Source organism: Streptomyces sp. NPDC030245 (assembly GCF_055572995.1).
The window spans coordinates 138,212-159,953 of record NZ_JBVICF010000004.1 but is presented as its reverse complement, the minus strand read 5'-3'; the positions used below and the strand labels follow the sequence as shown (position 1 = coordinate 159,953).

General features: G+C 73.1%; 23 protein-coding genes. 13 read left to right on the top strand and 10 right to left on the bottom strand.

The genetic code is table 11. The annotated features are described in order from the left end of the window. Positions 1–11: 11 nt before the first annotated feature. Genes otsB through ACZ4Z4_RS12750 form a run of 3 tightly spaced genes read right to left on the bottom strand, consistent with a single transcriptional unit; the run spans position 12 to position 2,461 of the window. Positions 12–881, bottom strand: a complete 870-nt coding sequence (otsB, locus tag ACZ4Z4_RS12760; protein WP_468326217.1) for a trehalose-phosphatase — start codon at positions 879–881, stop codon at positions 12–14. A gap of 19 nt (positions 882–900) precedes the next feature. Next, positions 901–1,155 carry a DUF3263 domain-containing protein gene (locus ACZ4Z4_RS12755; protein WP_468326214.1) on the bottom strand — a complete coding sequence of 85 codons (255 nt, stop codon included), beginning with the start codon at positions 1,153–1,155 and terminating at the stop codon, positions 901–903. A gap of 40 nt (positions 1,156–1,195) precedes the next feature. Next, a complete protein-coding gene (locus ACZ4Z4_RS12750; RefSeq protein WP_468326211.1) occupies positions 1,196–2,461 on the bottom strand; it encodes an ABC transporter substrate-binding protein in 1,266 nt (421 codons plus the stop codon). A 189-nt stretch (positions 2,462–2,650) separates the two neighbouring features. Between ACZ4Z4_RS12750 and ACZ4Z4_RS12745 the strand changes: the two genes are divergently transcribed. From ACZ4Z4_RS12745 to ACZ4Z4_RS12725, 5 genes are all read left to right on the top strand, one after another. Then, positions 2,651–3,544 carry an SIS domain-containing protein gene (locus ACZ4Z4_RS12745; protein WP_468326209.1) on the top strand — a complete coding sequence of 298 codons (894 nt, stop codon included), beginning with the start codon at positions 2,651–2,653 and terminating at the stop codon, positions 3,542–3,544. 109 nt (positions 3,545–3,653) lie between these two features. Beyond that, positions 3,654–4,637 carry an ROK family protein gene (locus ACZ4Z4_RS12740; protein ID WP_468326207.1) on the top strand — a complete coding sequence of 328 codons (984 nt, stop codon included), beginning with the start codon at positions 3,654–3,656 and terminating at the stop codon, positions 4,635–4,637. Next, entirely contained in the window at positions 4,637–5,788 is a 1,152-nt protein-coding gene (gene nagA / locus ACZ4Z4_RS12735; protein WP_468326204.1) for an N-acetylglucosamine-6-phosphate deacetylase, read from the top strand. Before ACZ4Z4_RS12740 ends, nagA begins: the two co-directional genes overlap by 1 nt. A gap of 156 nt (positions 5,789–5,944) precedes the next feature. Then, the gene (locus ACZ4Z4_RS12730; RefSeq protein WP_468326201.1) at positions 5,945–6,880 is read left to right on the top strand and encodes a 1-phosphofructokinase family hexose kinase; all 936 of its coding nucleotides are present in this window, start codon (positions 5,945–5,947) and stop codon (positions 6,878–6,880) included. Positions 6,881–6,979: 99 nt separating this feature from the next. After that, complete coding sequence (locus tag ACZ4Z4_RS12725) at positions 6,980–7,828, top strand: class II fructose-bisphosphate aldolase (RefSeq protein WP_468326199.1); 849 nt, start codon at positions 6,980–6,982, stop codon at positions 7,826–7,828. Positions 7,829–7,838: 10 nt separating this feature from the next. Here the strand turns inward: ACZ4Z4_RS12725 and ACZ4Z4_RS12720 are convergent, their stop codons facing one another. Continuing rightward, a complete protein-coding gene (locus tag ACZ4Z4_RS12720) occupies positions 7,839–8,831 on the bottom strand; it encodes a carbohydrate-binding protein (RefSeq protein WP_468326196.1) in 993 nt (330 codons plus the stop codon). A gap of 87 nt (positions 8,832–8,918) precedes the next feature. Beyond that, positions 8,919–10,556: a diguanylate cyclase CdgB gene (cdgB, locus tag ACZ4Z4_RS12715; protein ID WP_468326193.1), complete on the bottom strand. Its 1,638-nt coding sequence runs from the start codon at positions 10,554–10,556 to the stop codon at positions 8,919–8,921. 476 nt (positions 10,557–11,032) lie between these two features. Between cdgB and ACZ4Z4_RS12710 the strand changes: the two genes are divergently transcribed. Further along, on the top strand, positions 11,033–11,524 hold the full coding sequence (locus tag ACZ4Z4_RS12710) for a flavin reductase family protein (protein ID WP_468326860.1): 492 nt from the start codon (positions 11,033–11,035) through the stop codon (positions 11,522–11,524). Positions 11,525–11,796: 272 nt separating this feature from the next. Here the strand turns inward: ACZ4Z4_RS12710 and arfB are convergent, their stop codons facing one another. Further along, positions 11,797–12,225 (bottom strand): alternative ribosome rescue aminoacyl-tRNA hydrolase ArfB, encoded by a 429-nt coding sequence (gene arfB, locus ACZ4Z4_RS12705; protein ID WP_468326190.1) that lies wholly within the window; start codon positions 12,223–12,225, stop codon positions 11,797–11,799. Between the two features lie 183 nt (positions 12,226–12,408). Here arfB and ACZ4Z4_RS12700 point away from each other — a divergent pair, with 183 nt between their 5' ends. From ACZ4Z4_RS12700 to ACZ4Z4_RS12680, 5 genes are all read left to right on the top strand, one after another. Next, positions 12,409–12,984: a TerD family protein gene (locus tag ACZ4Z4_RS12700; RefSeq protein WP_030791572.1), complete on the top strand. Its 576-nt coding sequence runs from the start codon at positions 12,409–12,411 to the stop codon at positions 12,982–12,984. A gap of 150 nt (positions 12,985–13,134) precedes the next feature. Beyond that, a complete protein-coding gene (locus tag ACZ4Z4_RS12695) occupies positions 13,135–13,512 on the top strand; it encodes a VOC family protein (RefSeq protein WP_468326187.1) in 378 nt (125 codons plus the stop codon). An 89-nt stretch (positions 13,513–13,601) separates the two neighbouring features. Further along, entirely contained in the window at positions 13,602–13,949 is a 348-nt protein-coding gene (locus ACZ4Z4_RS12690; RefSeq protein ID WP_468326184.1) for a PadR family transcriptional regulator, read from the top strand. Continuing rightward, on the top strand, positions 13,946–14,995 hold the full coding sequence (locus tag ACZ4Z4_RS12685; protein WP_468326182.1) for a hypothetical protein: 1,050 nt from the start codon (positions 13,946–13,948) through the stop codon (positions 14,993–14,995). The genes ACZ4Z4_RS12690 and ACZ4Z4_RS12685 overlap by 4 nt, the downstream gene beginning before the upstream one ends. A gap of 52 nt (positions 14,996–15,047) precedes the next feature. Continuing rightward, positions 15,048–15,557: a GNAT family N-acetyltransferase gene (locus ACZ4Z4_RS12680; protein ID WP_468326179.1), complete on the top strand. Its 510-nt coding sequence runs from the start codon at positions 15,048–15,050 to the stop codon at positions 15,555–15,557. A 26-nt stretch (positions 15,558–15,583) separates the two neighbouring features. Here the strand turns inward: ACZ4Z4_RS12680 and ACZ4Z4_RS12675 are convergent, their stop codons facing one another. From ACZ4Z4_RS12675 to ACZ4Z4_RS12660, 4 genes are all read right to left on the bottom strand, one after another. Next, positions 15,584–17,011, bottom strand: coding sequence for a M1 family metallopeptidase (locus ACZ4Z4_RS12675; protein WP_468326858.1), 1,428 nt, complete (start codon positions 17,009–17,011; stop codon positions 15,584–15,586). A gap of 101 nt (positions 17,012–17,112) precedes the next feature. Further along, entirely contained in the window at positions 17,113–18,273 is a 1,161-nt protein-coding gene (locus tag ACZ4Z4_RS12670) for a YncE family protein (RefSeq protein WP_468326176.1), read from the bottom strand. Beyond that, positions 18,270–18,872, bottom strand: coding sequence for an ankyrin repeat domain-containing protein (locus ACZ4Z4_RS12665; RefSeq protein ID WP_468326174.1), 603 nt, complete (start codon positions 18,870–18,872; stop codon positions 18,270–18,272). The genes ACZ4Z4_RS12670 and ACZ4Z4_RS12665 overlap by 4 nt, the downstream gene beginning before the upstream one ends. Before the next feature lie 61 nt (positions 18,873–18,933). Then, positions 18,934–19,491 carry a GlcG/HbpS family heme-binding protein gene (locus tag ACZ4Z4_RS12660; RefSeq protein WP_468326171.1) on the bottom strand — a complete coding sequence of 186 codons (558 nt, stop codon included), beginning with the start codon at positions 19,489–19,491 and terminating at the stop codon, positions 18,934–18,936. A gap of 406 nt (positions 19,492–19,897) precedes the next feature. Between ACZ4Z4_RS12660 and ACZ4Z4_RS12655 the strand changes: the two genes are divergently transcribed. Together ACZ4Z4_RS12655 and ACZ4Z4_RS12650 are read left to right on the top strand one after the other, a co-directional pair. Next, on the top strand, positions 19,898–21,085 hold the full coding sequence (locus tag ACZ4Z4_RS12655) for a sensor histidine kinase (RefSeq protein ID WP_468326856.1): 1,188 nt from the start codon (positions 19,898–19,900) through the stop codon (positions 21,083–21,085). Next, complete coding sequence (locus tag ACZ4Z4_RS12650; RefSeq protein ID WP_468326168.1) at positions 21,082–21,726, top strand: response regulator; 645 nt, start codon at positions 21,082–21,084, stop codon at positions 21,724–21,726. The genes ACZ4Z4_RS12655 and ACZ4Z4_RS12650 overlap by 4 nt, the downstream gene beginning before the upstream one ends. The last annotated feature ends 16 nt before the right edge of the window (positions 21,727–21,742 follow it).

Sequence of the window (21,742 nt, the reverse complement as noted above, 5' to 3'; positions counted from 1 at the left end):
TGCGCCCGCGCTCAGGAGAGCCGGGCGCCGATCGCCGACAGCAACCGTACGACACCCGGCGGGCCGTCCACGACCAGGTCGGCCCGCCCGGCCAGCTCCTCGACCTCCGCGCTGCCGCTGCACACGAGCAGGCCCGCGACACCGTCCGAGCGGAGCTTCTCCACGGCGCCGAAGGCGGGCAGGTCACCGAGGTCGTCGCCCGCGTAGAGGACGGACTCGGCGCCCACCTCGCGCAGGTACTCGGCGAGGGCCACGCCCTTGTCCATGCCGGGCGGCCGCAGTTCCAGGACGAGCCGCCCCGGCTCCACGATCAGGCCGTGCCGGTGCGCCAGCTCGCCGAGCGGCTCGCGCAGCGCATCGAAGGCCGCCTGCGGGTCCTGCGCCCGGCGTGTGTGCACGGCGACGGCGCGGCCCTTCTCCTCTATCCACGAGCCGCGCCAGGCGCCGATCCCCTCCAGGAAGCCGGGCAGCTCGGCGCGGACGGCCGCGACCCCGGGGTGCGGCTCGGCGGCGCGGACCGTGCCGGTGACCGCGTCCCAGCGCTCGGCGCCGTAGTGCCCGAGGACCACGAGGTGCTCCAGGCCGGGCACGCCCGCGAAGCCGCCGTAGCGGACGGCGACACCCGCGGGGCGGCCCGTGACGACCGCCACGGAGCGCAGGCGGGGGGCGAGCGCGGCGAGCACCGGCACGGCGTCCGGGTGGGCGCGCGCCTGCTCGGGGTCGGCCACGATCGGCGCGAGCGTCCCGTCGAAGTCCAGCGCCACCACGGCGCGCTCCGGCCGGGCGAGGAACGCGGCGAGGCCGTCGCGCCCCGCGGGGGTCACGGGCTCGGGCAGGCCGGGCGGCTCGGACAGGTCCAGCGAGTACGTAGGGTCACCCATGGGCCCGACCTTAGCCGCGTCAGCGCTCGGCGCGCCGGGACTCCCGCACCCGGCGCAGCCGATTGACCGTAATCGGGTCGTGGGCGAGGGCCCGCGCGTCGTCGAGGAGGGCGTTCAGAACCTGGTAGTAGCGCACCGGCACCATGCCGAGCTCCTCGCGGATGGCGCGCTCCTTGGCGCCCGGTCCTGACCACGGCCGCCGTTCGAACGCCAGCACGGCGCGGTCGCGCTCGGAGAGCGCCGTCGGCCCCTGCTCGGGTCCCTGATCGGTCATGCCCGCCACGCTACCGGCCGCCTCCGACACCACCGCTGTACTACTCGGCGCTCTCCGCGGTCATCGCCCGGGTCTGGATCCGGCTGAGCACCGACTTGGGGTCGCCGCCCTCGCCGACGGTCTTGCCGATGTCCTTCTTGATGTCCGCGGAGACCTGCGCCCAGGACGTCTTGCCGACCGGGTAGAGCTCCGAGGTCGGCAGCTCCTTGAGGAACTTGCCGAGCGCGGTGTGGCCGCGGTCCTTCGCCATCGCCTGCGAGGCGGAGGTCGTCACGGGCAGGATGTCGTACTCGTTCGAGAACTCCAGCACGTTCTTCTTGCTGTAGACGTAGTCCAGGAACTTGCCGGCCTCCTTGCGGTTGCCGTTCTGCTTGAACGCCATCATCCAGTCGGCGACGCCCATCGTGGCCTGCGCCTTGCCGTTGATGCCGGGCGCCGGCACCATGCCGAACTTCACGCCCTTCTTGGCGGCCATCTTCATCAGCGTCGGGTGGCCGTTGAGCATGCCGACCTCGCCGCGCGAGAACGCGGCGAACGCGTCGGCGCGGTTCAGCTGCGCGGGCGGCGTCGGACCGGTCAGGCCCTTGCTGACGAGCTCGTCCCTGAGCCAGGCGAACGTCTTGGCGTTCTGGGTGGAGTCGAGTGCGTACGAACCGACGTTGTCGGTGTAACCGCCGCCGCCGCTCAGCATCCACATCAGCGTCTCGGCGGGCGCCTCCTCGGGGCCCAGCGGCAGCGCGTACGGGATCTTCACGCCGCGCGCCTTGAGGGCCTTCGCGTCGGCCTGCAACTCGCTCCAGCTCTGCGGCGGGGTGAGGTGGGCGTCCTTGAAGAGCTTGGTGTTGTAGAAGAGCAGACGCGTGGAGGAGGCGAACGGCATGCCGTACTGGATGCGGTTGACCTCGCCGGCCTGCGAGAGCGGGGCCAGGAAGTCGGCCTGCGTGGCGATGGAGAGGAGTTCGTCGGCCTCGTAGAGCTTGCCCTGCGCGGCGTAGTCGGCGTAGGCGCCGATCTGGGCCAGGTCGGGGGCCTCGCCCTTCTTGACCATCTCCTTGACCTCGCGGTCGACGTCGTTCCAGGAGTGCACGGTCACGTCGACCTTGATCCCGGGGTTCTCCTTCTCGAACCCCTCGACGACCTTGGCCCAGTACTTCTTCGAGCTGTTCGCCGCCGAGTCGCCGTAGTCGGCGGCCACCAGCTTGAGGGTGACGTCGCCGGAGTCGCCCGGACCGCCGCAGCCGGCGAGCACGCCCGCCATGCCCAGTGCGGCCACCGCCGCGGTCAGTCCTGTCACGCGCCGCTGCACAGCTGTCCCACCCTCGTTGCTTCCACAATTCGCTTGAACTGCGAGTTTCCCCCGAGTCCGGACACAAGGTCTACACCACCCGCGTATCACTTGTGCAACGGCGGTCCCGCCGATGACCATGGCGGTGGTCCCGCACCAGTCCGCACCAGTCCCGCACTGACAGTCCCGCACTGACGAGGAGCCCGGCGCATGTCGCGTACCGCAGCAGAAATAGCCACCCAGCCCGCCTGCTGGCACCGGGCGGTGGAGGCGGCCGCCACGTTCGAGGGGCTTCCGCAGCCGGGCGAGCGGGTCGCCGTCACCGGCTGCGGCACCTCGTGGTTCATGGCCATCGCGTACGCGGCGCTGCGCGAGGCGGCCGGCCTCGGCGAGACGGACGCCTTCGCGTCGTCGGAGTTCCCGGCCGGGCGGAGCTACGACCGGGTCGTCGCCATCACCCGCTCCGGCACGACGACGGAGGTCCTGGACCTGCTGGGCCGCCTGAAGGGCACGGTTCCGACGCTCGCCCTCACGGCCGACCCCGAGACGCCCGTCATGGACGCGGCGGACACCGTCGCGGTCCTGGACTGGGCGGACGAGGAGTCGGTCGTCCAGACCCGCTTCGCGACGACGGCCTTCGCCTTCCTGCGGGCCGGGCTCGGCCACATCCCCGGCCTCAAGACGGTCGCCGAGGCGGCCGTCGACGCGGAGCTCGCGGTGACCGAGCCGCTGCCTGCGGCGGTGCTCGGCGCGGAGCAGTGGACGTTCCTGGGCCGCGGCTGGACGTACGGCCTGGCCCTGGAGGCCGCCCTCAAGATGCGGGAGGCGGCCGGCGCCTGGACGGAGTCGTACCCGGCGATGGAGTACCGCCACGGCCCGATCTCCATCACCGGCCCCGGCCGGGTGACCTGGATGTTCGGCACGCTGCCGGAGGGGCTCGCGGGGGACGTGGCCCGCGTCGGCGGCGAACTGGTCGCCCGCCAGGAGACGGACCCCCTCGCCGACCTCGTCCGCGCCCAGCGCCTGGCGGTGGCCCTCGCGGAATCCCGAGGCCAGGACCCGGACCGTCCGCGCAACCTGACGCGGAGCGTCATCCTCAGCTGATTCCGGCGGGCCCCCACAAGCGGACACCTGCCCCGAAAAGGAGGGCGCGCCCGGCAAGGGAGGGGGAAGTGGACTAGACCTGTCACGGTCGACGCGCGAGACTGTCCCCGTGAGACACGTCATCGCCCTCGATGTGGGCGGCACCGGAATGAAGGCCGCGCTGGTCGGGGGCGACGGCACCCTGCTGTACGAGGCGCGCCGGCCCACGGGCCGCGACCGCGGCGCCGACGCCGTGGTCGAGTCCATCCTCGGCTTCGCCGCGGACCTGCGCGCCCTCGGCGTCGAGCGGTTCGGGGAGCCCGCCGCCGCGGCGGGAGTCGCCGTGCCCGGCATCGTCGACGCCGACCGCGGCATCGCGGTGTACGCGGCGAACCTCGGCTGGAGCGACGTCCCCCTGCGGGACCTCCTCAGCGCCCGCCTGGAGGGCATCCCCGTGGCCCTCGGCCACGACGTCCGCACGGGCGGCCTCGCCGAGGGCCGCATAGGGGCGGGGAAGGGCGCCGACCGCTTCCTCTTCGTACCCCTGGGAACCGGCATCGCGGGCGCCATCGGCATCGGCGGCGCCATCGAGCCCGGCGCGCACGGCTCGGCCGGCGAGATCGGGCACATCGTCGTACGCCCGGGCGGCCCGCCCTGCGGCTGCGGCCAGCGCGGCTGCCTGGAGCGCCTCGCCTCCGCGTCCGCGGTCAGCAGGGCGTGGGCCGAGGCGAGCGGCGACCCGGAGGCGGACGCCGCGGACTGCGCGAAGGCCGTGGAGTCCGGCGACCCGAGGGCCCAGGAGGTCTGGCGCAACGCCGTCGACGCCCTGGCCGACGGCCTGCTCACCGCCCTCACCCTGCTGGACCCGCACACCCTGATCATCGGTGGCGGCCTCGCGGAGGCCGGGGAAACCTTGTTCACGCCGCTGCGGGCCGCCGTCGCGGCGCGCGTCGTGCAGTTCCAGACGCTGCCGGAGATCGTGCCCGCGGCCCTCGGCGACACCGCCGGGTGCCTGGGCGCGGGCCTGCTGGCCTGGGACCTCCTCGCCCCGGCGCCCGACCCGCACCCCGACCCGAACCCGACGACCGACCACCCCACGGAGGTAGCCACCTGATGGCCACTAGCAAGGTTCTCGCCGGTGCCCAGGTGGTGCTGCCCACCGGAACCGTCCCGAACGGCCGCGTGCTCGTCGACGGCGCCCGCATCGCGCAGAGCCCGCCCGGCGACGCCGAGACCGGCGCCGAGACCGTCGACCTCACCGGCCACTGGATCGTCCCCGGCTTCGTCGACCTCCACAACCACGGCGGCGGCGGCGCCTCCTTCACCTCGGGCACCGTCGAGGACGTCCTGAAGGGCGTCCACACCCACCGCCTGCACGGCACCACGACCGTCGTCGCCTCCACGGTCACCGGCGAGATGGACTTCCTCGCCCAGCGGGCCGGCGTGCTCTCCGAGCTCGCCGAGCAGGGCGACATCGCGGGCATCCACTTCGAGGGCCCGTTCATCTCGCCGTGCCGCAAGGGCGCGCACAGCGAGGGCCTGCTGCGCCACCCCGACCCCGCCGACGTCCGCAAGCTCCTCGACGCGGCCCGCGGCCAGGCGAAGATGTGCACGCTCGCCACCGAACTGCCGGGCGGCCTCGACTCCGTGCGGCTCCTCGCCGAGCACGGCGTCATCGCGGCCATCGGCCACACGGACGCCACGTACGAGCAGACCGTCGAGGCGATCGACGCGGGCGCCACCGTCGCGACGCACCTCTTCAACGCCATGCCGGGCCTCGGCCACCGCGCCCCGGGCCCGATCGCCGCGCTCCTGGAGGACGAGCGGGTCACCGTCGAGCTGATCAACGACGGCACCCACCTCCACGAGGCCGCCTTCGAGCTGGCCTTCCACCACGCGGGCGCCTCCCGCGTCGCCCTCATCACGGACGCCATGGACGCGGCGGGCTTCGGCGACGGCCGCTACATGCTCGGCCCGCTGGAGGTCGAGGTGAAGGACAGCGTGGCGCGGCTCGTCGAGGGCGGCTCGATCGCGGGCTCCACGCTGACCCTGGACCGCGCGTTCAAGCGCTCGGTGACCGTCGACGGCCTCTCCGTCGAGGACACCGTCCGCGCCATCTCCGCCAACCCGGCCGCCCTCCTCGGCCTCTCCGACCGGGTGGGCTCCCTGGAGCCGGGCAAGGACGCGGACCTGGTGGTCCTCGACGCGGCCTTCGACCTGAAGGCCGTCATGCGGAAGGGTGAATGGGTGGTTGCACCCTTTTAACCCCCAACTCGGGTGATTTCCCCACCCGTTCGCGTGTCTCGAACAGAAGGCGGTTGACCCTCCCCCCTGGGCCAACCGCCTTCTGTTTGGCATGATCAGAGCACAGGAGAGGCGAACGGCAGGCCCGTTCGGACAGGCACTTCGGGGGTGGTACGCGTGATCCTCACCGTCACGTTGAACGCGGCCATCGACCTCACCTACCGCGTCCCCGCCCTCGTCCCGCACACCACGCACCGCGTCACCGAGGTGATCGAGCGCCCGGGCGGCAAGGGCCTGAACGTCGCCCGCGTGCTCGCCGCCCTCGGCCACGAGGTGACGGTCACCGGCTTCGCGGGCGGCGACACCGGCCGCATCCTGCGCGAGCGCCTCGCCGCCGAGCCGCGCGTCACGGACGCGCTCGCCCCGGTTGCGGGCACGACCCGCCGCACCCTCGCCGTGGTCGACGCGGCGACCGGCGACACCACCCAGCTCAACGAGCCGGGCCCGACCGTCGCCCCCGCCGAGTGGGCCGCCTTCCTGGACTCCTACGAGGAGTCGCTGCACCGCGGCGACCTGACCGCGGTCGCCCTCTGCGGCAGCCTGCCCCCCGGCGTCCCCGTCGGGGCGTACGCCCTTCTCATACGTTCCGCCCGCTCGGCCCGCGTCCCCGTCCTGCTCGACACCAGCGGGGAACCGCTGCGCCGCGGCGTCGCCGCCCGCCCCGACATCGTCAAGCCCAACGCGGACGAGCTCGCCGAGCTGACCGGCTCCCACGAGCCGGCGCAGGCCACCCGGGACGCCCGCCGCAGGGGCGCGCACGCCGTCGTCGCCTCGCTCGGCGCCGACGGCCTCCTCGCGGTCACCCCGGACGGCGGCTGGCGCGCCCGGCCCCCGAAGCGGGTGGGCGGCAATCCGACCGGCGCCGGCGACTCGGCGGTCGCGGGGCTCCTCTCCGGGCTCGCCGAGAAGCTGCCGTGGCCCGACCGCCTGGCCCGCGCCGTGGCCCTGTCGGCGGCGACGGTGGTGGCGCCGGCGGCGGGCGAGTTCGACCCCGCCACGTACGAAGAACTGCTGCCCCTGGTCACGGTGACCGCCCAGACCGCGGCAGCCTGACACCACCGCCGCCCCGGCGGCGCGCACCACCGCACCTGATCGCAGAACCGCATCTCGCACCGCACAACGGGGCGCAGCGCCCCGGGATTTGGGGAGCACGTGCCACTGGTCAGCACCGGCGAACTCGTCTCGGAGGCGCGCGCCGCGGGGCACGGCGTCGCCGCGTTCAACGTCATCACCCTGGAGCACGCGGAGGCGGTCGCGCTCGGTGCCGAGCGGGCCGGGTCCCCCGCGATCCTCCAGATCTCCGAGAACGCCGTGAAGTTCCACGGCGGCCGCCTCTGCGCGATAGCGGCGGCGACGGCCGCGGTGGCCCGCGCGTCGACGGCCCGCCTCTCCCTCCACCTGGACCACGTGACGGACGTCGAGCTGCTGCGTGCCGCGTACCCGGAGGGGTTCAGCTCCGTCATGTTCGACGCGTCGAAGCTGTCGTACGGCGAGAACGTGAAGGCGACGGCGGACGCGGTCCGCTGGGGGCACGAGCGCGGCATCTGGGTCGAGGCGGAGCTCGGCGAGGTGGGCGGCAAGGAGGGCGAGGCCCCGCTGGACGCGCACGCGCCGGGGGTGCGCACGGATCCGGCGGAGGCGGCCGCCTACGTCGCCGACACGGGCGTCGACGCGCTCGCGGTGGCCGTCGGCTCCTCGCACGCGATGACGGAGCGCACGGCCACCCTGGACCACGAGTTGATCGCCTCCCTCGCGGCGGCCGTCCCCGTCCCCCTCGTCCTGCACGGCTCAAGTGGCGTACCGGACGCGGAGATCCGGCGGGCGATCGCGTCCGGCATGGTGAAGATCAACGTCGGCACGGCCCTCAACACGGCGTTCACGGGCGAGGTCCGCACCTACCTCGCCGCCCACGAGAAGGGCGTCGACCCCCGGAAATACCTCGCCCCGGCTCGCGAGGCGATGGCCGGGACGGTGGCGGGGTTCCTGGGGCTGCTGAAGTAGCCCCGGAGGGCTAGCTGCTGGCCTCCATGAGCCACATCTGGTCGATGTTCGCACCGGTCGTCCCGCACAGGTCGCTCTGGGCGCAGGAGAGGGTGACCGTGTTGGTGCCCTTGGTGAGCTGGACCAGCGCCCAGGTGCGGGTCCAGCCCTTCTCCCAGTCGCCTTCCTCGGCGTGGGAGAAGTTCTCCATGTTCAGGGGACGGGTCTGCTTGTTGCCGTTGACGAGGATCGTGGCGTTCGAGTCCTTGCCGGGGACTCCGTAGTTCACCCACAGCTTGTACGAACCGGCCTTCGGAATGCCGTTGACGGTCCACGTCACCTGGGCGCCGACCTTGTCGAACCCGGCCACGTAGATGCCGCCGGACGCCTTGGCGCCTTCGACGTCGGACGCCGTGGTCGTGCCGCCCTCCAGCTTCAGGGCCTTCGCGTCCGTCTTGGGCAGTTCGGCGGCGGGCTTCTCGGGCTTCTTGGTCGGCTTCTCGCTGGGCTTGACGGACTCCGCCTGCGTCGGCTTGCCGCCCGCCTGCGTCTCGCCGCCCTTGTCGTCGTCGCGGCCGAAGATCATCGCGGCGCCGATGCCGATGGCGACCACGGCCACCACGGCGATGGCGGCGATCAGCAGCCCCTTGGTGTTGGGGCCGCGTCCGCGGCCGCCGCCGCCCGCCGGCTGTATGGGCTGCGTGACGGGGGAGCCGCCGGGCTGCGCCTCGGGGGCGGTGTAGTGGGCGTTCGGCCGGCCGTAGCCCTGCTGCTGGGTCTGGTGCGGGACCTGCTGGCCGTACGCCTGCTGGCCGCCGTAGGTCTGCTGGCCGTACGCGGGGCGGCGGTCGCCGACCGCTCTGACCTGGTTGTACGAGGAGCGGGGCCCCGGGTACCCGTAGCCGCCGCCACCGCTCGGCGGGGTCGCGCCGGCCGCCTGGCCGTCCTCGTAGAGGTAGCCGAACGGATCGTCGTCGCCCTGCGGCGCGCTCGGCGTGTTCTCGCCGTTATTGCCGGGCGTCATTCCCAGGTCACTCCCTTGCATCGCTGACGCGGGGAGCCTACCCGGTCCGAGTGAGGCCAAGGGGTGGCGTTGACCTCATCGAGACCGCTATCCGGCCCGTCGCTGCTGCTTGGCACGTGAGCGTTTCTCCACGTACATCCGCTGGTCGGCGGAGTGCAACACTTCGTCCGCCGACATTCCGCAGTGCGCCCAGCCGATGCCGAAACTGGCCCCCACGCGGACCGCTCTGCCGTCGACCCGGATCGGCGGGATGATCGCGTTCCGCAGCCGGACCGCGAGGTCCTGGGCGTCGGCGCGGCCGAGCCCGTCGGCGAGCACGACGAACTCGTCGCCGCCGAGCCGCGCCACGGTGTCCCCGTCCCGCACCCCGCTGGTGAGCCTGCGCGCGACCTCGATGAGGACGGCGTCACCGGTGTGGTGCCCGAACCGGTCGTTGATCGACTTGAAGCCGTCGAGATCGCAGAAGAGGACGGCGAGCCCCTTGGCGCCGTCGTCCACGTCCCCCTCGCCGCCCTGCGGCGCGACGGTGTGCACGTGCGGGTCGAAGCCCTCGTCCTGCTGGAGCGAGGCGTGCCCGAAGTCGAAGCCGTGTTCGTAGGCGGCGTCGAGGGAGTCCACGGCGCTGGGCCGGCCCGCGTGCGGCCTGCGGCAGAGGCGGGCGCTGAGCCGGGCGCGCAGCTCGGCGGAGTTGGGCAGGCCGGTGAGGGAGTCGTGGCTGGCCCGGTGGGCGAGCTGGAGCTCGCGGCGCTTGCGCTCCTCGATGTCCTCGACGTGCGTGAGCAGGAAGCGGGGCCCGTCGGCTGCGTCGGCGACCACGGAGTTGCGCAGGCTCACCCATACGTACGTCCCGTCGCGCCGGGCGAGCCGCAGCTCGGCGCGGCCGCCCTCGGCGGAGGTGCGCAGGAGCGTCCCGATGTCCTCGGGGTGCACGAGGTCGGAGAACGAGTAGCGCCGCATGGCGGAGGCGGGGCGGCCGAGGAGGCGGCAGAGCGCGTCGTTCGTCCGCAGGATCCGGCCGTGCTGGTCGCCGCCCATCTCGGCGATGGCCATGCCGGACGGCGCGTACTCGAAGGCCTGCCGGAAGCTCTCCTCGCTGGCCCGCAGCGCCTGCTGCTCCCGTTCGAGGCGGACCAGGGCGCGCTGCATGTTGGCCCTGAGCCGGGCGTTGCTGATCGCGATGGCGGCCTGGAACGCGTACATCTGGAGGGCCTCGCGGCCCCAGGCGCCGGGCCTGCGGCCGTTGCGCGGGCGGTCCACGGAGATCACACCGAGCAGTTCGCCGCCGGCCGCCCCGGTCGCGTACATGGGGGCGAAGAGGCGGTCGGAGGGGTGCCACTCGTCCTCGAACCGGGGCTCGGGCCCTTCGGTGTACCACTGCGGGACGTCATCGTCGTCGAGGACCCAGCCCTCGGTGTACGAGATGAAGCGCAGCGCGCCCCACGCCTCGCCCATCGCGAGGCGGCGCTCCCAGGCGTCGCGGGAGCCGACGCGTCCGGTGATGAGGGCCTCGGCGGAGGGGTTGCCCGCGAAGGCGGCGACGACGAGGTCGCCGTCCGGGCGCACGAGATTGACACACGCCAGTTCATAGCCAAGGCCGTTGACGACGCCGTCGGCGACGGTCTGCAGCGTGTCCGCCAGGCTCCGGGCCGTGTTCAGCTCCGCTACCACCTGGTGCAGCTGCCGCAGGGTCGCAAGACGGACGTACGGCTCCGACTCGGTCTCCATGCTCGTTCTCCCCGAGACCTCGACAGCAACTCCAGGATGCGCAGCGCCCGCAGTGTTTCTTCCGTGGTGGTCTTCCGTGCCGTGTCTTGCTGTCTTGTGCCTTTGTGCCCTCAGTGTCTTATTGCCACCGTCACTGAATCACAGCGAGCTGCCCACTCGGTACACAGGGTCAACAAAATATGGGTCCTGTGACTCAAGTCACAGGTGAGGAGCCGCCGTTGGTCCAGTCCCTTGGACTAGTCCACCGCACCGGACGGCACTGCGTGCCTGCTTTGCCGAGTCTTGCCCACGACAGGCTCCGCCGTCGGTCCTAGGACCGGCCTGGGACCGGAGCCCGATGTTTCGAGGAGGGCGCACGGGCTAGCTTCGACGTCGTGGCTCACGTACTGAAGACTCTCCCGGCCCCGCCTGCCCCACACGTCCCGTCACCCGACGGGCATGCTGATGGGGTGAGCAACGACGAGTTCCGCGCGGCCATGTCCCGCCTGGCCGCGGGCGTGGTGCTGGTGACGGCGCGCGAGCCCGGCCTCGACCCGGACGATCCGGCCGCGCCGGCGGGCGAGGACGTGGGCATGACGGCCACGGCCTTCCTCTCCGTCTCCCTCGACCCGCCCCTGGTCATGGTGAGCCTGCGCGAGGGCTCCCGGATGGACGACCTGCTCGCCGAGCAGCCCCTGTGGGGGGTGTCGGTCCTCTCGGAGAGCCAGCGGCACATCGCGGGCCGCTTCGCGATGAAGGGCCGGATCAGCGACCGGCTCCTCTTCGAGGACATCCCGTACGTGCGGGGCGCGGCGTCGGGCGCTCCGCTGGTCGGGGGCGCGCTGTCGACGCTGGAGTGCCGTACGGAGCAGACCGTGGCCGCGGGCGATCACACGCTGGTGATCGGCCGCGTCCTGACCGCGTCGCTGCCCAGCGGGGAGGGCGGCCCTCTCCTGTACTTCCGCGGCCGCTACCGCCAGCTGAGCTAGCACCCCGCCCCGCCCCGTGAGGGGCGCGGGGAACTGCGCGCTCAGCCCCCGCCGGCCCGCAGACGCACCTGCCGCAACCTCGGCAGACGCGACTGCGGCTTTTCCGTGGTCGCTCGCGCAGTTCCCCGCGCCCCTGACAGGGCGCACCCAGCACGAGGCGCACCCTGGCACGGGCCCCATAGGGGCGCGGGGAACTGCGCGCTCAGCCCGCGACGGCCCGCAGACGCAGCTGACGGGGCGCACCCAGCGTGAGGCGCGCCCCGGCACGGGGGCTAGGTCCAGCCCTGGCTGGAGCGGCCCCGTTTGGTTTCGCTGCGTGCCTTCTTGTTGCGGAGGCGCCGTTCGTTGATCCCGCGAGGAACCTTCGTGGCGCGGCGCGGCTTGGGCGGCGGCGCGGTGGCCTCCGCGAGGAGGGACGCGAGCCGCGTGGCCGCCATCTCCCTGTTCCGCCACTGGGAGCGGTGCTCACTCGCCCGTACGCTGACGACGCCGTCGACGAGCCGGGACGCGAGCCGCTCCAGGGCGCGCTGCTTCCACACCTCGGGGAGCGCCTCGGTGCCGGCGAGGTCGAACCGCAGCTCGACCTGGGAGTCGCTGGTGTTGACGTGCTGCCCGCCCGGCCCCGACGACCGCGAGAAACGCCACATGAGCTCGGCCTCGGGCAGGAAGACGGAGCCGCGGATGGGATAGGGACCGGACATGCCTCCATGGTCCCGCGCCTGTCGGGCTCACGTCACACGGTTTTCGGTACGCGAGTAAGGCGAGTAAAGAAAGTAAAGCGATGCGGAACCCTCGGGGGCCCGGCCCGCGTTGTTAAGGGTGACGGTAGCTTCGTCCCCAGTACGAAGCCCGTACGTATGCAACGAGGGAAGGGACTCCCAACAATGGCAGTAAGCCTGTCCAAGGGTGGCAACGTCTCGCTCACCAAGGAGGCTCCGGGCCTGACCGCCGTCACCGTGGGCCTCGGCTGGGACGTCCGCACCACCACTGGCACCGACTTCGACCTGGACGCCTCCGCGATCGCGGTGAACACCCAGGGCAAGGTCTTCTCGGACCAGCACTTCGTCTTCTTCAACAACAAGGCGACGCCGGACCAGACCATCGTCCACACCGGTGACAACGTCACGGGCCAGGGCGAGGGCGACGACGAGCAGATCAACGTGAACCTCGCGGGCCTGCCCGCCGACATCGAGAAGATCGTCTTCCCGGTCTCGATCTACGACGCCGAGAACCGCTCGCAGAACTTCGGCCAGGTGCGGAACGCCTTCATCCGCATCATCAACCAGGCCGGCGGCACGGAGATCGCGCGTTACGACCTCTCCGAGGACGCCGCCACCGAGACCGCCATGGTCTTCGGCGAGCTGTACCGCAACGGCGCCGAGTGGAAGTTCCGCGCCGTGGGCCAGGGCTACGCCTCGGGCCTCGTCGGCATCGCGCAGGACTTCGGTGTGAACGTCTGAGACGACGTGCGCATCTGAGACGCTCACCGGCCGCTCCGTCCCACCCGACGCGAGCGGCCGGGACCGGCAGTTCGAAGGGCCCCGCGGCGACGCCGCCGGGGCCCTTCGGCGTCCACGCCCGGCGCCCCGCGTTCCCCTACCCTCTGCGCCATGATTGCCGAACTGCAATGCGTGGTCCTGGACTGCCCCGACCCCACGGCCCTCGCGGAGTTCTACCGGACGCTCCTGGGCGGCACGGTGAACCACCCGGACCCCCGCTGGACCACCAGCCCCGACTGGACGACCCTCCACACCCCCACGGGCCAGGTCCTCACCTTCCAGCGCGCCCGCGACCACGTCCCGCCCCGCTGGCAGGACCCCGCCGCCCCGCAGCAGTTCCACCTGGACCTCCAGGTCCCCGACCTGGAGGCGGCCCGCGCCGGGGTCCTCGCGGCAGGCGCGACCCTCCTCGACGCCGAGACCGGCGGCACCAGCTGGCACGTCTACGCGGACCCGGCGGGCCATCCGTTCTGCCTGGTCCGCCACTGAGTCCGGACGCCCCCCCCCGGACGATGTACGGAACGCCGACTATTATGAATACCCGAATAGCCAGTCGTGCCGGACCGGAAGAAGGCGCCGTGGCCGCTCCGCCCCCCGCGTGGACCCGTGCCGCGCTGCCCCTCTGTCTGCTCGCGATCCTCGACGGCGAGGCGCGGAGTTACGGGTACGCCCTGCTCGGGCGGCTCGGGGAGGCCGGGCTCGACGGGGTCAAGGCCGCGACCCTCTATCCCGCCCTCACGCGCCTCGAAGAGGAGGGCGCCGTCGAGGTCGAGTGGGGCGCGGGGGACGGCGGGCCGGGGCGGAAGTACTACCGGATCACCGAGGAGGGGCGGGCGAGACTGCGGCGTGACCAGGCCGCGTGGGGGGAGTTCTCCCGGACCGTCGCCTCGCTCCTTCCGGCGACGGGGGATGAGGACGAGGGATGAGCAAAGCATCGACACCCGAGCTGACTTGGGCGCGCGAGGAGGACGAGGAGTGGGCCGACACCGTCCAGGTGCGCCTCGTGCTCGACGAGGACGCTCCCGCGGGGTTCGCCGAGGAGATACTCGCCGAGGCGCACCAGCTGGTCGAGGAGGCCGGGCAGCCCGCGCGCGACGTGCTGGGCGACCCGGCCGCGTACGCCCGTACCGTCGCCGCCGAGCGCGTCAGCGAGGAGTACCGGGCCCAGCTCGACACGCGGGGCATGCGGCCCGGCGAACGGATCAGCGGCTCGCTCGCGTCGCTCGGGTTCCTCTGGTTCGCCCTCTTCGGCATGTACTGGATCCAGGACGGGCTGTGGGTGGGGGTGAACGCGTCCTCGGTCGCGGGGTTCGCGGGCATCGTGGCGGCCGCCACGCTGGCCTGCGTCGCCTTCGCCGCCCGCGCCGCCGGGCGGCTCCGGGGCATGTGGGCGTTCCTCGCCGGGGCCGCCGCCACCCTGGCGGCCGCGGTCGCCTGCGCGACGGCCCTGCCCGACGAACGGCTGTTCCGCGTGCCCGCCCCGGTGCTCATGCTGGCCGGCGCCGCCTGGACCGTCGGCGCCTTCCTGCTCCCCGACGCCGCGATCGACCGCTGGTTCACGCCCGCACGCCCGGCCGGCGGCCCCGACGACGAGCGGTGGCTGGCCCGCCTGGAAGGACTGCTGCGCGGCCGGCACGGCATGCGGGCGGGCGAGGCGCGTGGCCACGTACGGGAAGCGCGGCAGCATCTGGCCGCCGCCCCGCAGGACGGGCGCGCCGAGGACGTCTTCGGTGACGTCGAGATCTACGCCCTGCGCCTCTCCGAGGGGCCGCGCAGGGCCCAGCGCGTCACGCGGCAGAAGTTCTACGGCGCGCTGACCTCGGCGCTGCTCTTCGGAGTCCTCACCGTCGACACGCTGCTCGACCCGCAGGAGCGGTCCTCCGGCTGGGTGGCCTGCTACGTGGGCGCGTTCGGCTGCGCGGCGTGGGGCGCGGTCAGCGAATGGCGCACCCTGCGCAAGCAACGGACGTGACACCTCGTCGCGCTCTCCGGACCGCAGGAGCCCGTGCCATAGCCTGCCCCGCATGATCCTCGAACCGCTCGCCGCCGTCGACGGTGCCCTGCCCGGTCACGTCCTCACCGAGGTGACCGCGCTGTACGCGTCGAACCGTGAGTTCTTCGCGCTCAGCGGGGACTTCCCCGACCCCGACGACATCCGCGTCGAGCAGGTCGCCAAGGCCCTCGCGGACGAGCTCGCCCACCCGGACGCGGAGGTGCTGCTCGGGCGTTCGAGCGGGCGGCTCGCGGGGGTCGCCATCACGCTCGCCCGGCACCCGGATCCGACCGATCCGGACCCCTGGATCGGGTTGCTGATGGTCGAGGCGGGCGCTCAACGTACGGGTCTTGGGCGGGAGTTGGCGTCGCTCGTCGAGGAGCGGTTCCGGAGCGCGGGCCGCGACGCCGTGCGCCTCGCCGTCCTGGAGAACAACCCGAAGGCCCTGCGCTTCTGGACCGCGCTCGGCTACCTCGTCATCGGCCACCGCGAGGACCGCGCCCTGCACCGCCCGTGCGCGGTCCTGCGCAAGCGGCTCTGACCACCGGGCAGCACGGCCGGCACCCCCTACGGGCGGTCCGGCTTTCCGTCGCCGTACAGCCAGTCGCCCCAGATCCGGCTGACCTTCTCGCGCGCCTCCTCGCTGCCCGCGTGCTTCTCGACGTACTCCGTGAAGTCCCTGGTGTCCGCGTTCTTGTGCCGGTACGTCTTCGCCCAGCCCTGGACGATGTCGTAGAACGTGTCGTCGCCCACCGCGCGGCGGATCTTGTGGATGACCATGGCGCCGCGTTCGTAGACGGGCGGGTCGGAGACGCTCGCGGCATCCGTGGGCTTGGCGGGCGGGAAGGCCCAGATGGCTTCGTTGTCCTCCTCGTCCTCGTAGTAGTCGCCCTTGTAGAGCGCGTCGAAGACCTCCTGCGCGCTGTCGCCGTCGTTGTCCTCGTCGTACAGCCACTCCGCGTACGTCGCGAAGCCCTCGTTGAGCCACATGTCCTGCCACGACTTGGGCGTGACGGAGTTGCCGAACCACTGGTGGGCCAGCTCGTGGACGAGCAGAGCGGTGCTGGGGGCGCCGGGGAAGACGGGCCGGGTCTGGGTCTCCAGGGCGTAGTCCACGTCCTCCTCGCGGTCGACGATCGCGCCCGCGGAGGAGAAGGGGTAGGGGCCGAAGTTGTACTCCGCCCACTCCACGATGTCGGGGATCTTCGCGAGGACCTTCTCGCTCGCCTTCGCCCGGGAGGGGTCGACGGCCGTCACGACCGGCAGCCCGCCCTCCGTCGTCGACGTCTCCATCTCGTACTTGCCGACGGCCACGGTCGCCACGTAGCTCGCCATCGGTTCGGCGCTGTGCCAGGCGAAGGTGGTGCGGCCGTTCTTCGTCGACTCGCGGGTCAGCTCGCCGTTCGAGACGGCCTTGAGGCCCTTGGGGACGGTGATCTGTATGTCGTACGACGCCTTGTCGCTCGGGTGGTGGTTGCCGGGGAACCACGCCATGGAGCCGGTCGGTTCGCCGAGCGCGAGCGCGCCGTCGCCCGTCCTGAGCCAGCCCTCCTCGGCGCCGTCGTCGTCGGTGATGGTCTCCGGGGAGCCGGAGTAGCGGACGACCGCGCGGAACGTCTCGCCGCGGTCGAGCTCGTCGGCCGGGCGGACCCGCAGCTCCTGGCCGGCGCGCTGGAAACGGGCGGCCTTGCCCTCGACGGTGATGCCGGAGACGTCGAGGCCCTTCAGGTCGAGGTTGAAGGAGCTGAGGTTCTTGGTGGCGCGGGCGGTGATCTCGGCGGTGCCGGTGAGGTGCCGGGAGCCGGGGTCGTAGCCGAGGGTCAGGCCGTAGTGCGCCACGTCGTACCCGCCGTTGCCCAGCTTGGGGAAGTACGGGTCCCGCACGCCGGGTGAGCCCGGTGTGCCGTCGACGCCCGCGCCGCCGCAGGCACTGACGGTGGCGAGCAGGGCGAGGCAGGAGGTGACGGTGGCGGCTCGGACGGCCGGAGATCTCAGGTCCACGCCGGTGATCTTATGCGGCAATTGTTCGGTACGGGAGCGATATGAGGCCCGGCGGCCGGACCACCGGGCCACCCTGAGCGCCGCGCCGCGGGCGCTCAGAGCACCGCGATGCCCAACGGCCGCTCGCCCGCGGGGAGTCGGCGCACCGACCCGTCCTCCGTGTCGACGACGGAGATGCCGTTCCAGTGGCCGTCGCGGGTGAAGCCGCCCGTGACGTACGCGGTGCGGCCGTCCCGCGACACGGCGACGTCCTCGTGCGGCCCGTCCAGCGGCACGACCTGCTCCTTGCCCTCCTTCGTCCGCACGGTCAGCGACGGCCCCTTGTCGGCGTCCGGGTCGATGGGCCCGGTGCCGACCGCGAACAGCGTGCCGTCGTCGGTGACCGTCACGCCGTGCTGGTGCGTGTTCGCGGTCATCTTCTCGACGTCGTAGTCGCCGGTGCCCGGATCGAGTACGACGAGCCGCTCGCCCTCGAAGGGCAGCAGGAGCCGTCCGTCGGAGGGCCGCACGGCCGTGTAGTGCGGCTTCAGCCAGGAGCCGAGGCCGCCCTCCGTGCCGTAGGGGGCGACTTCGAGGCGGCGCGGCCGCAGCGACTCCGTGCGTACGACGGTCACGTCGAAGGAGTCGTGGTTGGTGGCGTAGACCTCCCGGCCGTCCTTCGAGACGTCGACGTCGAAGGGGCGGCGGCCGACGGGCACGGTGTCGGTCACCTCGCGCTCGTCCGTGTCGATGATCTCCAACACGCCCTTGCCGTCCGGGACGTTGACGCCGACGTAGACGTGCTCGCCGTCCGGCGCGAGGGCGATGCCCATGCCGCCGCCCCGGTACTCGCCCGTCGTCACCGGACCGGTCTCCGTCTCGTACGGGACGCGGTCGACGCGCTCACGCCTCTCCGTGTCGACGACGGCGACGCCCTCCGCCGTGGCCACCCAGACGCGGCCGTCGTCCCCCACGGTCAGCCCGTAGGGGGCCGTGCCGACCTGCACCGAGTCGACGGGGCCCTTCCCCGGGTCGACGAAGGTGACGGTGTCGGAGCCGAAGTCGGCGACGAGGAGGGTGCCTTCGGGGGTCCCGGCCCCGGCGGGCAGGGGAGCCGTGGTGCTCGCACGGGCGGGCACTGGGCCGTCCGCCGCGGCCCCGCCGGAGCCGGCCCCGCACCCCGCGAGGAGTGCGGCGACGAGACCCGTGGTGGCGACGAGGCGCGTGGTGGCGACGAGACCCGTGGTGGCGCCCCGCACCGCCTTGCGCGCCGTCACGACGCCCTCCGCAGCAGCTCCGCGATCCCGGCGAAGCCCCGCCGCTCCGCGTGCGCGAGCGGCGTGACGCCGTCCCGGTCGGCGAGGTCCGGCGTCGCGCCCGCGGCGAGCAGCAGCTCCACGATCTCCTGGTGCGCGCGGCCGCCGTCGCCGAGGATCACCGCCTCCAGAAGGGCGGTCCAGCCGAGGTCGTTGACGTGGTCGACGTCGATGTCGGTGACGCGCAGGACCTCCCGTACGTACGCGACGTGGCCGCGCTCCGAGGCGGGGATCACGCAGACCCCGCCGAAACGGTTGCGCAGCGTCAGGTCGGGCCCCGCCGGCAGCAGTACATGCAGCATGGCGACGCTGCCCGTCACCCCGGTGACCAGCCAGGGGCTGTCGGAACGGTGGTCCTGCGCGTCGACGTCGGCGCCCGCGGCGACGAGCACCCGGGCCGCCTCGACGTGATCGCCGAGGGCCGCGAGCAGCAGGGGAGTGCGCAGCTCGGTGTCGCGCGCCTCGACGCGGGCGCCCGCGTCGAGGGCGGCGGCCACTTCCGCGGCGTTCCCGGCCCGTGCGGCGTCGAGCAGCCGCTGGTCGGCGGCGGTGGTGTTCATGCCGGATCTCCTACGTCCCACGGGTGCCGGGGGGCTTTGCTCTGCGTGGGGGCTCGGGGCCTCAGCGGCCGAGCGCCGCCACGCCCGCCTTCGCGAACTTCTCGTCCAGGTCGCCGCTCGGGGCACCCGCGACACCGATGCCCGCGACGGGCGCGCCCTTGGCCGTGACCGGCGCGCCGCCCGCGAGGAACAGGGTGCCGGGGATGTCCTTCAGGTTCGGGGCCTGCTCCAGGCGCTTGGCCAGCTCGGAGGTGGGCGCGTTCCAGGCGACGGAGGTGTACGCCTTCTTCACGGCGGACTCGGGGGACTGCGGCCCGGCGCCGTCGCCGCGCAGCTGGACGATGGTGTTGCCGTTGCGGTCGACGACGGCGACGGAGACGCGCTGGTTCTCCTTCTTCGCAGCGTCGAGGGTGGCCTGCGCGGCCTTGGTGGCGGCGGCGACCGAGAGGTGCGTCGACTGCGTGAGGTTCTTGTTGCCCGCGTCGGCGGTGACGGCGGCCTTCGTGGCGGCGTCGGGGGTGCCGGCGGTGGCGGAGACCGCGCCGAAGGTGCCGGCGCCGAGGACGGCGGCGGTGGCGGCGACGGTGAGGACGCGGGTGCGGCGGGAGAGCTTCTGCATCGGGGGCTCCTAGGGATGGGGCGCGGAGGATGAGGTGCGGAGGTTGAGGGGGTGAGGGCGGCTGAGCACCGAGGGAGCCGGTGTCCGTGTGTCCCTCGTGTCCCTCTGCCGTCAATCCTCCGGCCGGGTCCGGGGCCCACCCCTCGGCGTACCGGCTCGCAGCGGCGCGCGACTCGGCCGACACCGGGGTCAACCGATCGGTTGACCCCTCCGTGGCCCCACCGGGTCACAATGAGGGTGTCTGCCCAGTTCAACGCGGCGTGCGCGCACACGCACGACGGCAGTACGGCGCGGCGTACGCGCACGCACCGACGGCAGTACGAAAGGGAGGCGCCCCGTGGGAGAACGCAGGCCGGGGCCCGACCCCCGCACGCCGGACCCCGACGCCCGCTGGCTCGCGGCCGTCATGCACACGGCGTTCTTCCTGCTCCTGGGGTCGTCGCTGACCCGCTTCCTGATGCGGCACCCCGGCGAACCCCGCACCCCGTGGATCATCGCGCTCTCGGTCTCCCTCGCCCTCCTCTACGTACTCGGCCCCGTCATCGGCGCCCGCCCCACCGCGCCGCGCCGCCTCGCCTGGCTGATCCTCGTCGTCGCCGTCTGGGTCGTGCTCGTCGTCCTCGCGCCGAGCTTCGCGTGGTGCGCGGTGCCGCTTTTCTACACGGGCCTGCGGACGCTGCCGCCACGCGCCGCCCTGTTCCTCGTGGCCGTCCTCACCGCCTTCGTCGTCGTCGCCCAGTTGCAGCTCGCGGGCCGCTTCGACCCGAACCTGCTGCTCGCGCCGCCCGCCTGGGCCGCGGTCGCCACCGCCGTCTTCCTCCACATGCAGCGCCAGGCCGCCCGGCAGCGCGAACTCATCGACGACCTCATCCGCACCCGCCGCGAGCTCGCCGCCACCGAGCGGCGCGAGGGTACGCTCGCCGAGCGCCAGCGCCTGTCCATGGAGATCCACGACACGCTCGCGCAGGGCCTGTCCAGCCAGCGGATGCTGTTGCAGGCCGCCGACCGCCTCTGGGACACGGATCCGGCGAAGGCCCGCACCCACGTCCGTACCGCCGGGTCGATCACCGAGCGCGGCCTCGCGGAGGCCCGCCGCTTCGTGCACGACCTGGCCCCCGCCGACCTCGCGGACGGCGGCGGCGTGACGCAGGCGCTGCGGGCGCTCGCGGAACGCGAGTCCGACGCGGGCCTCACCGTCCGCTTCCACGCGGAGGGCGCGCCGGTGCCGCTGCCGGACCGGGTCAGCTCGGCGCTCCTGCGCATCGCGCAGGGCGCCCTCGCGAACGTACGCGAACACGCGGACGCCACCACCGCGGCGCTGACCCTCACCCTCCTCGACGACCAGGTGGTCCTCGACGTCGCGGACGACGGCCGCGGCTTCACGCCGCCGCCCGCCGGTCCCGACTCGCCGACAGGTGTACGGGGCCACGGTCTGCCCGCGATCCGGGCGCGGGCCGGACAGCTCGGCGGCACACTGACGATCGAGTCGGCGCCGGGCGAGGGCGCGGTCCTCTCCGTGTCGATCCCGCTGCCGCACCCGCAGTCGGACCCGCCTTCGAACCACCAGCCGAGCCCGTGGGAGCCCCAGCCGTGAACACCGCACCAATCCATCCCGTCCGGCTGCTGGTCTGCGACGACCACGTCGTCGTACGCGCCGGACTGCTCGCCCTGCTCGGCAGCGCGCCCGACATCGAGGTGGTCGGCGAGGCGGGCACCGGCGAGGAGGCCGTCGCCCTCGCCTCGAAGCTGGCACCGGACGTCGTCCTGATGGACCTGCAACTGGGTGCCGGCATCGACGGCGTCGAAGCCACCCGCCGCATCACGCAGTCCCCACCCCCCGCCCCCCACGTCCTGGTCCTCACCACCTACGACACCGACGCGGACATCACCCGCGCCATCGAGGCCGGCGCGACGGGGTACCTCCTCAAGGCGGAGCGGCCCGAGGAACTCTTCTCCGCGATCCACGCCGCGGCCCAGGGCCGCACCACGCTCTCGCCGCCCGTCGCCTCCCGGGTCATGGCCCGCATGCGCGCCCCGCAGCCGACGCTCACCGACCGCGAACGCGACATCCTCGGCCAGCTCTCCCAGGGCCTCGGCAACCGGGAGATCGCCCGCGCCCTCTTCATCAGCGAGGCCACGGTCAAGACCCACCTGGGGCGGATCTACGACAAGCTGGGCGTGGACACGCGGGCGGGGGCGGTGGCGGTGGCGAAGGAGCAGCGCCTCTTGCCCTGAGCCGGGGTGCCCGGTC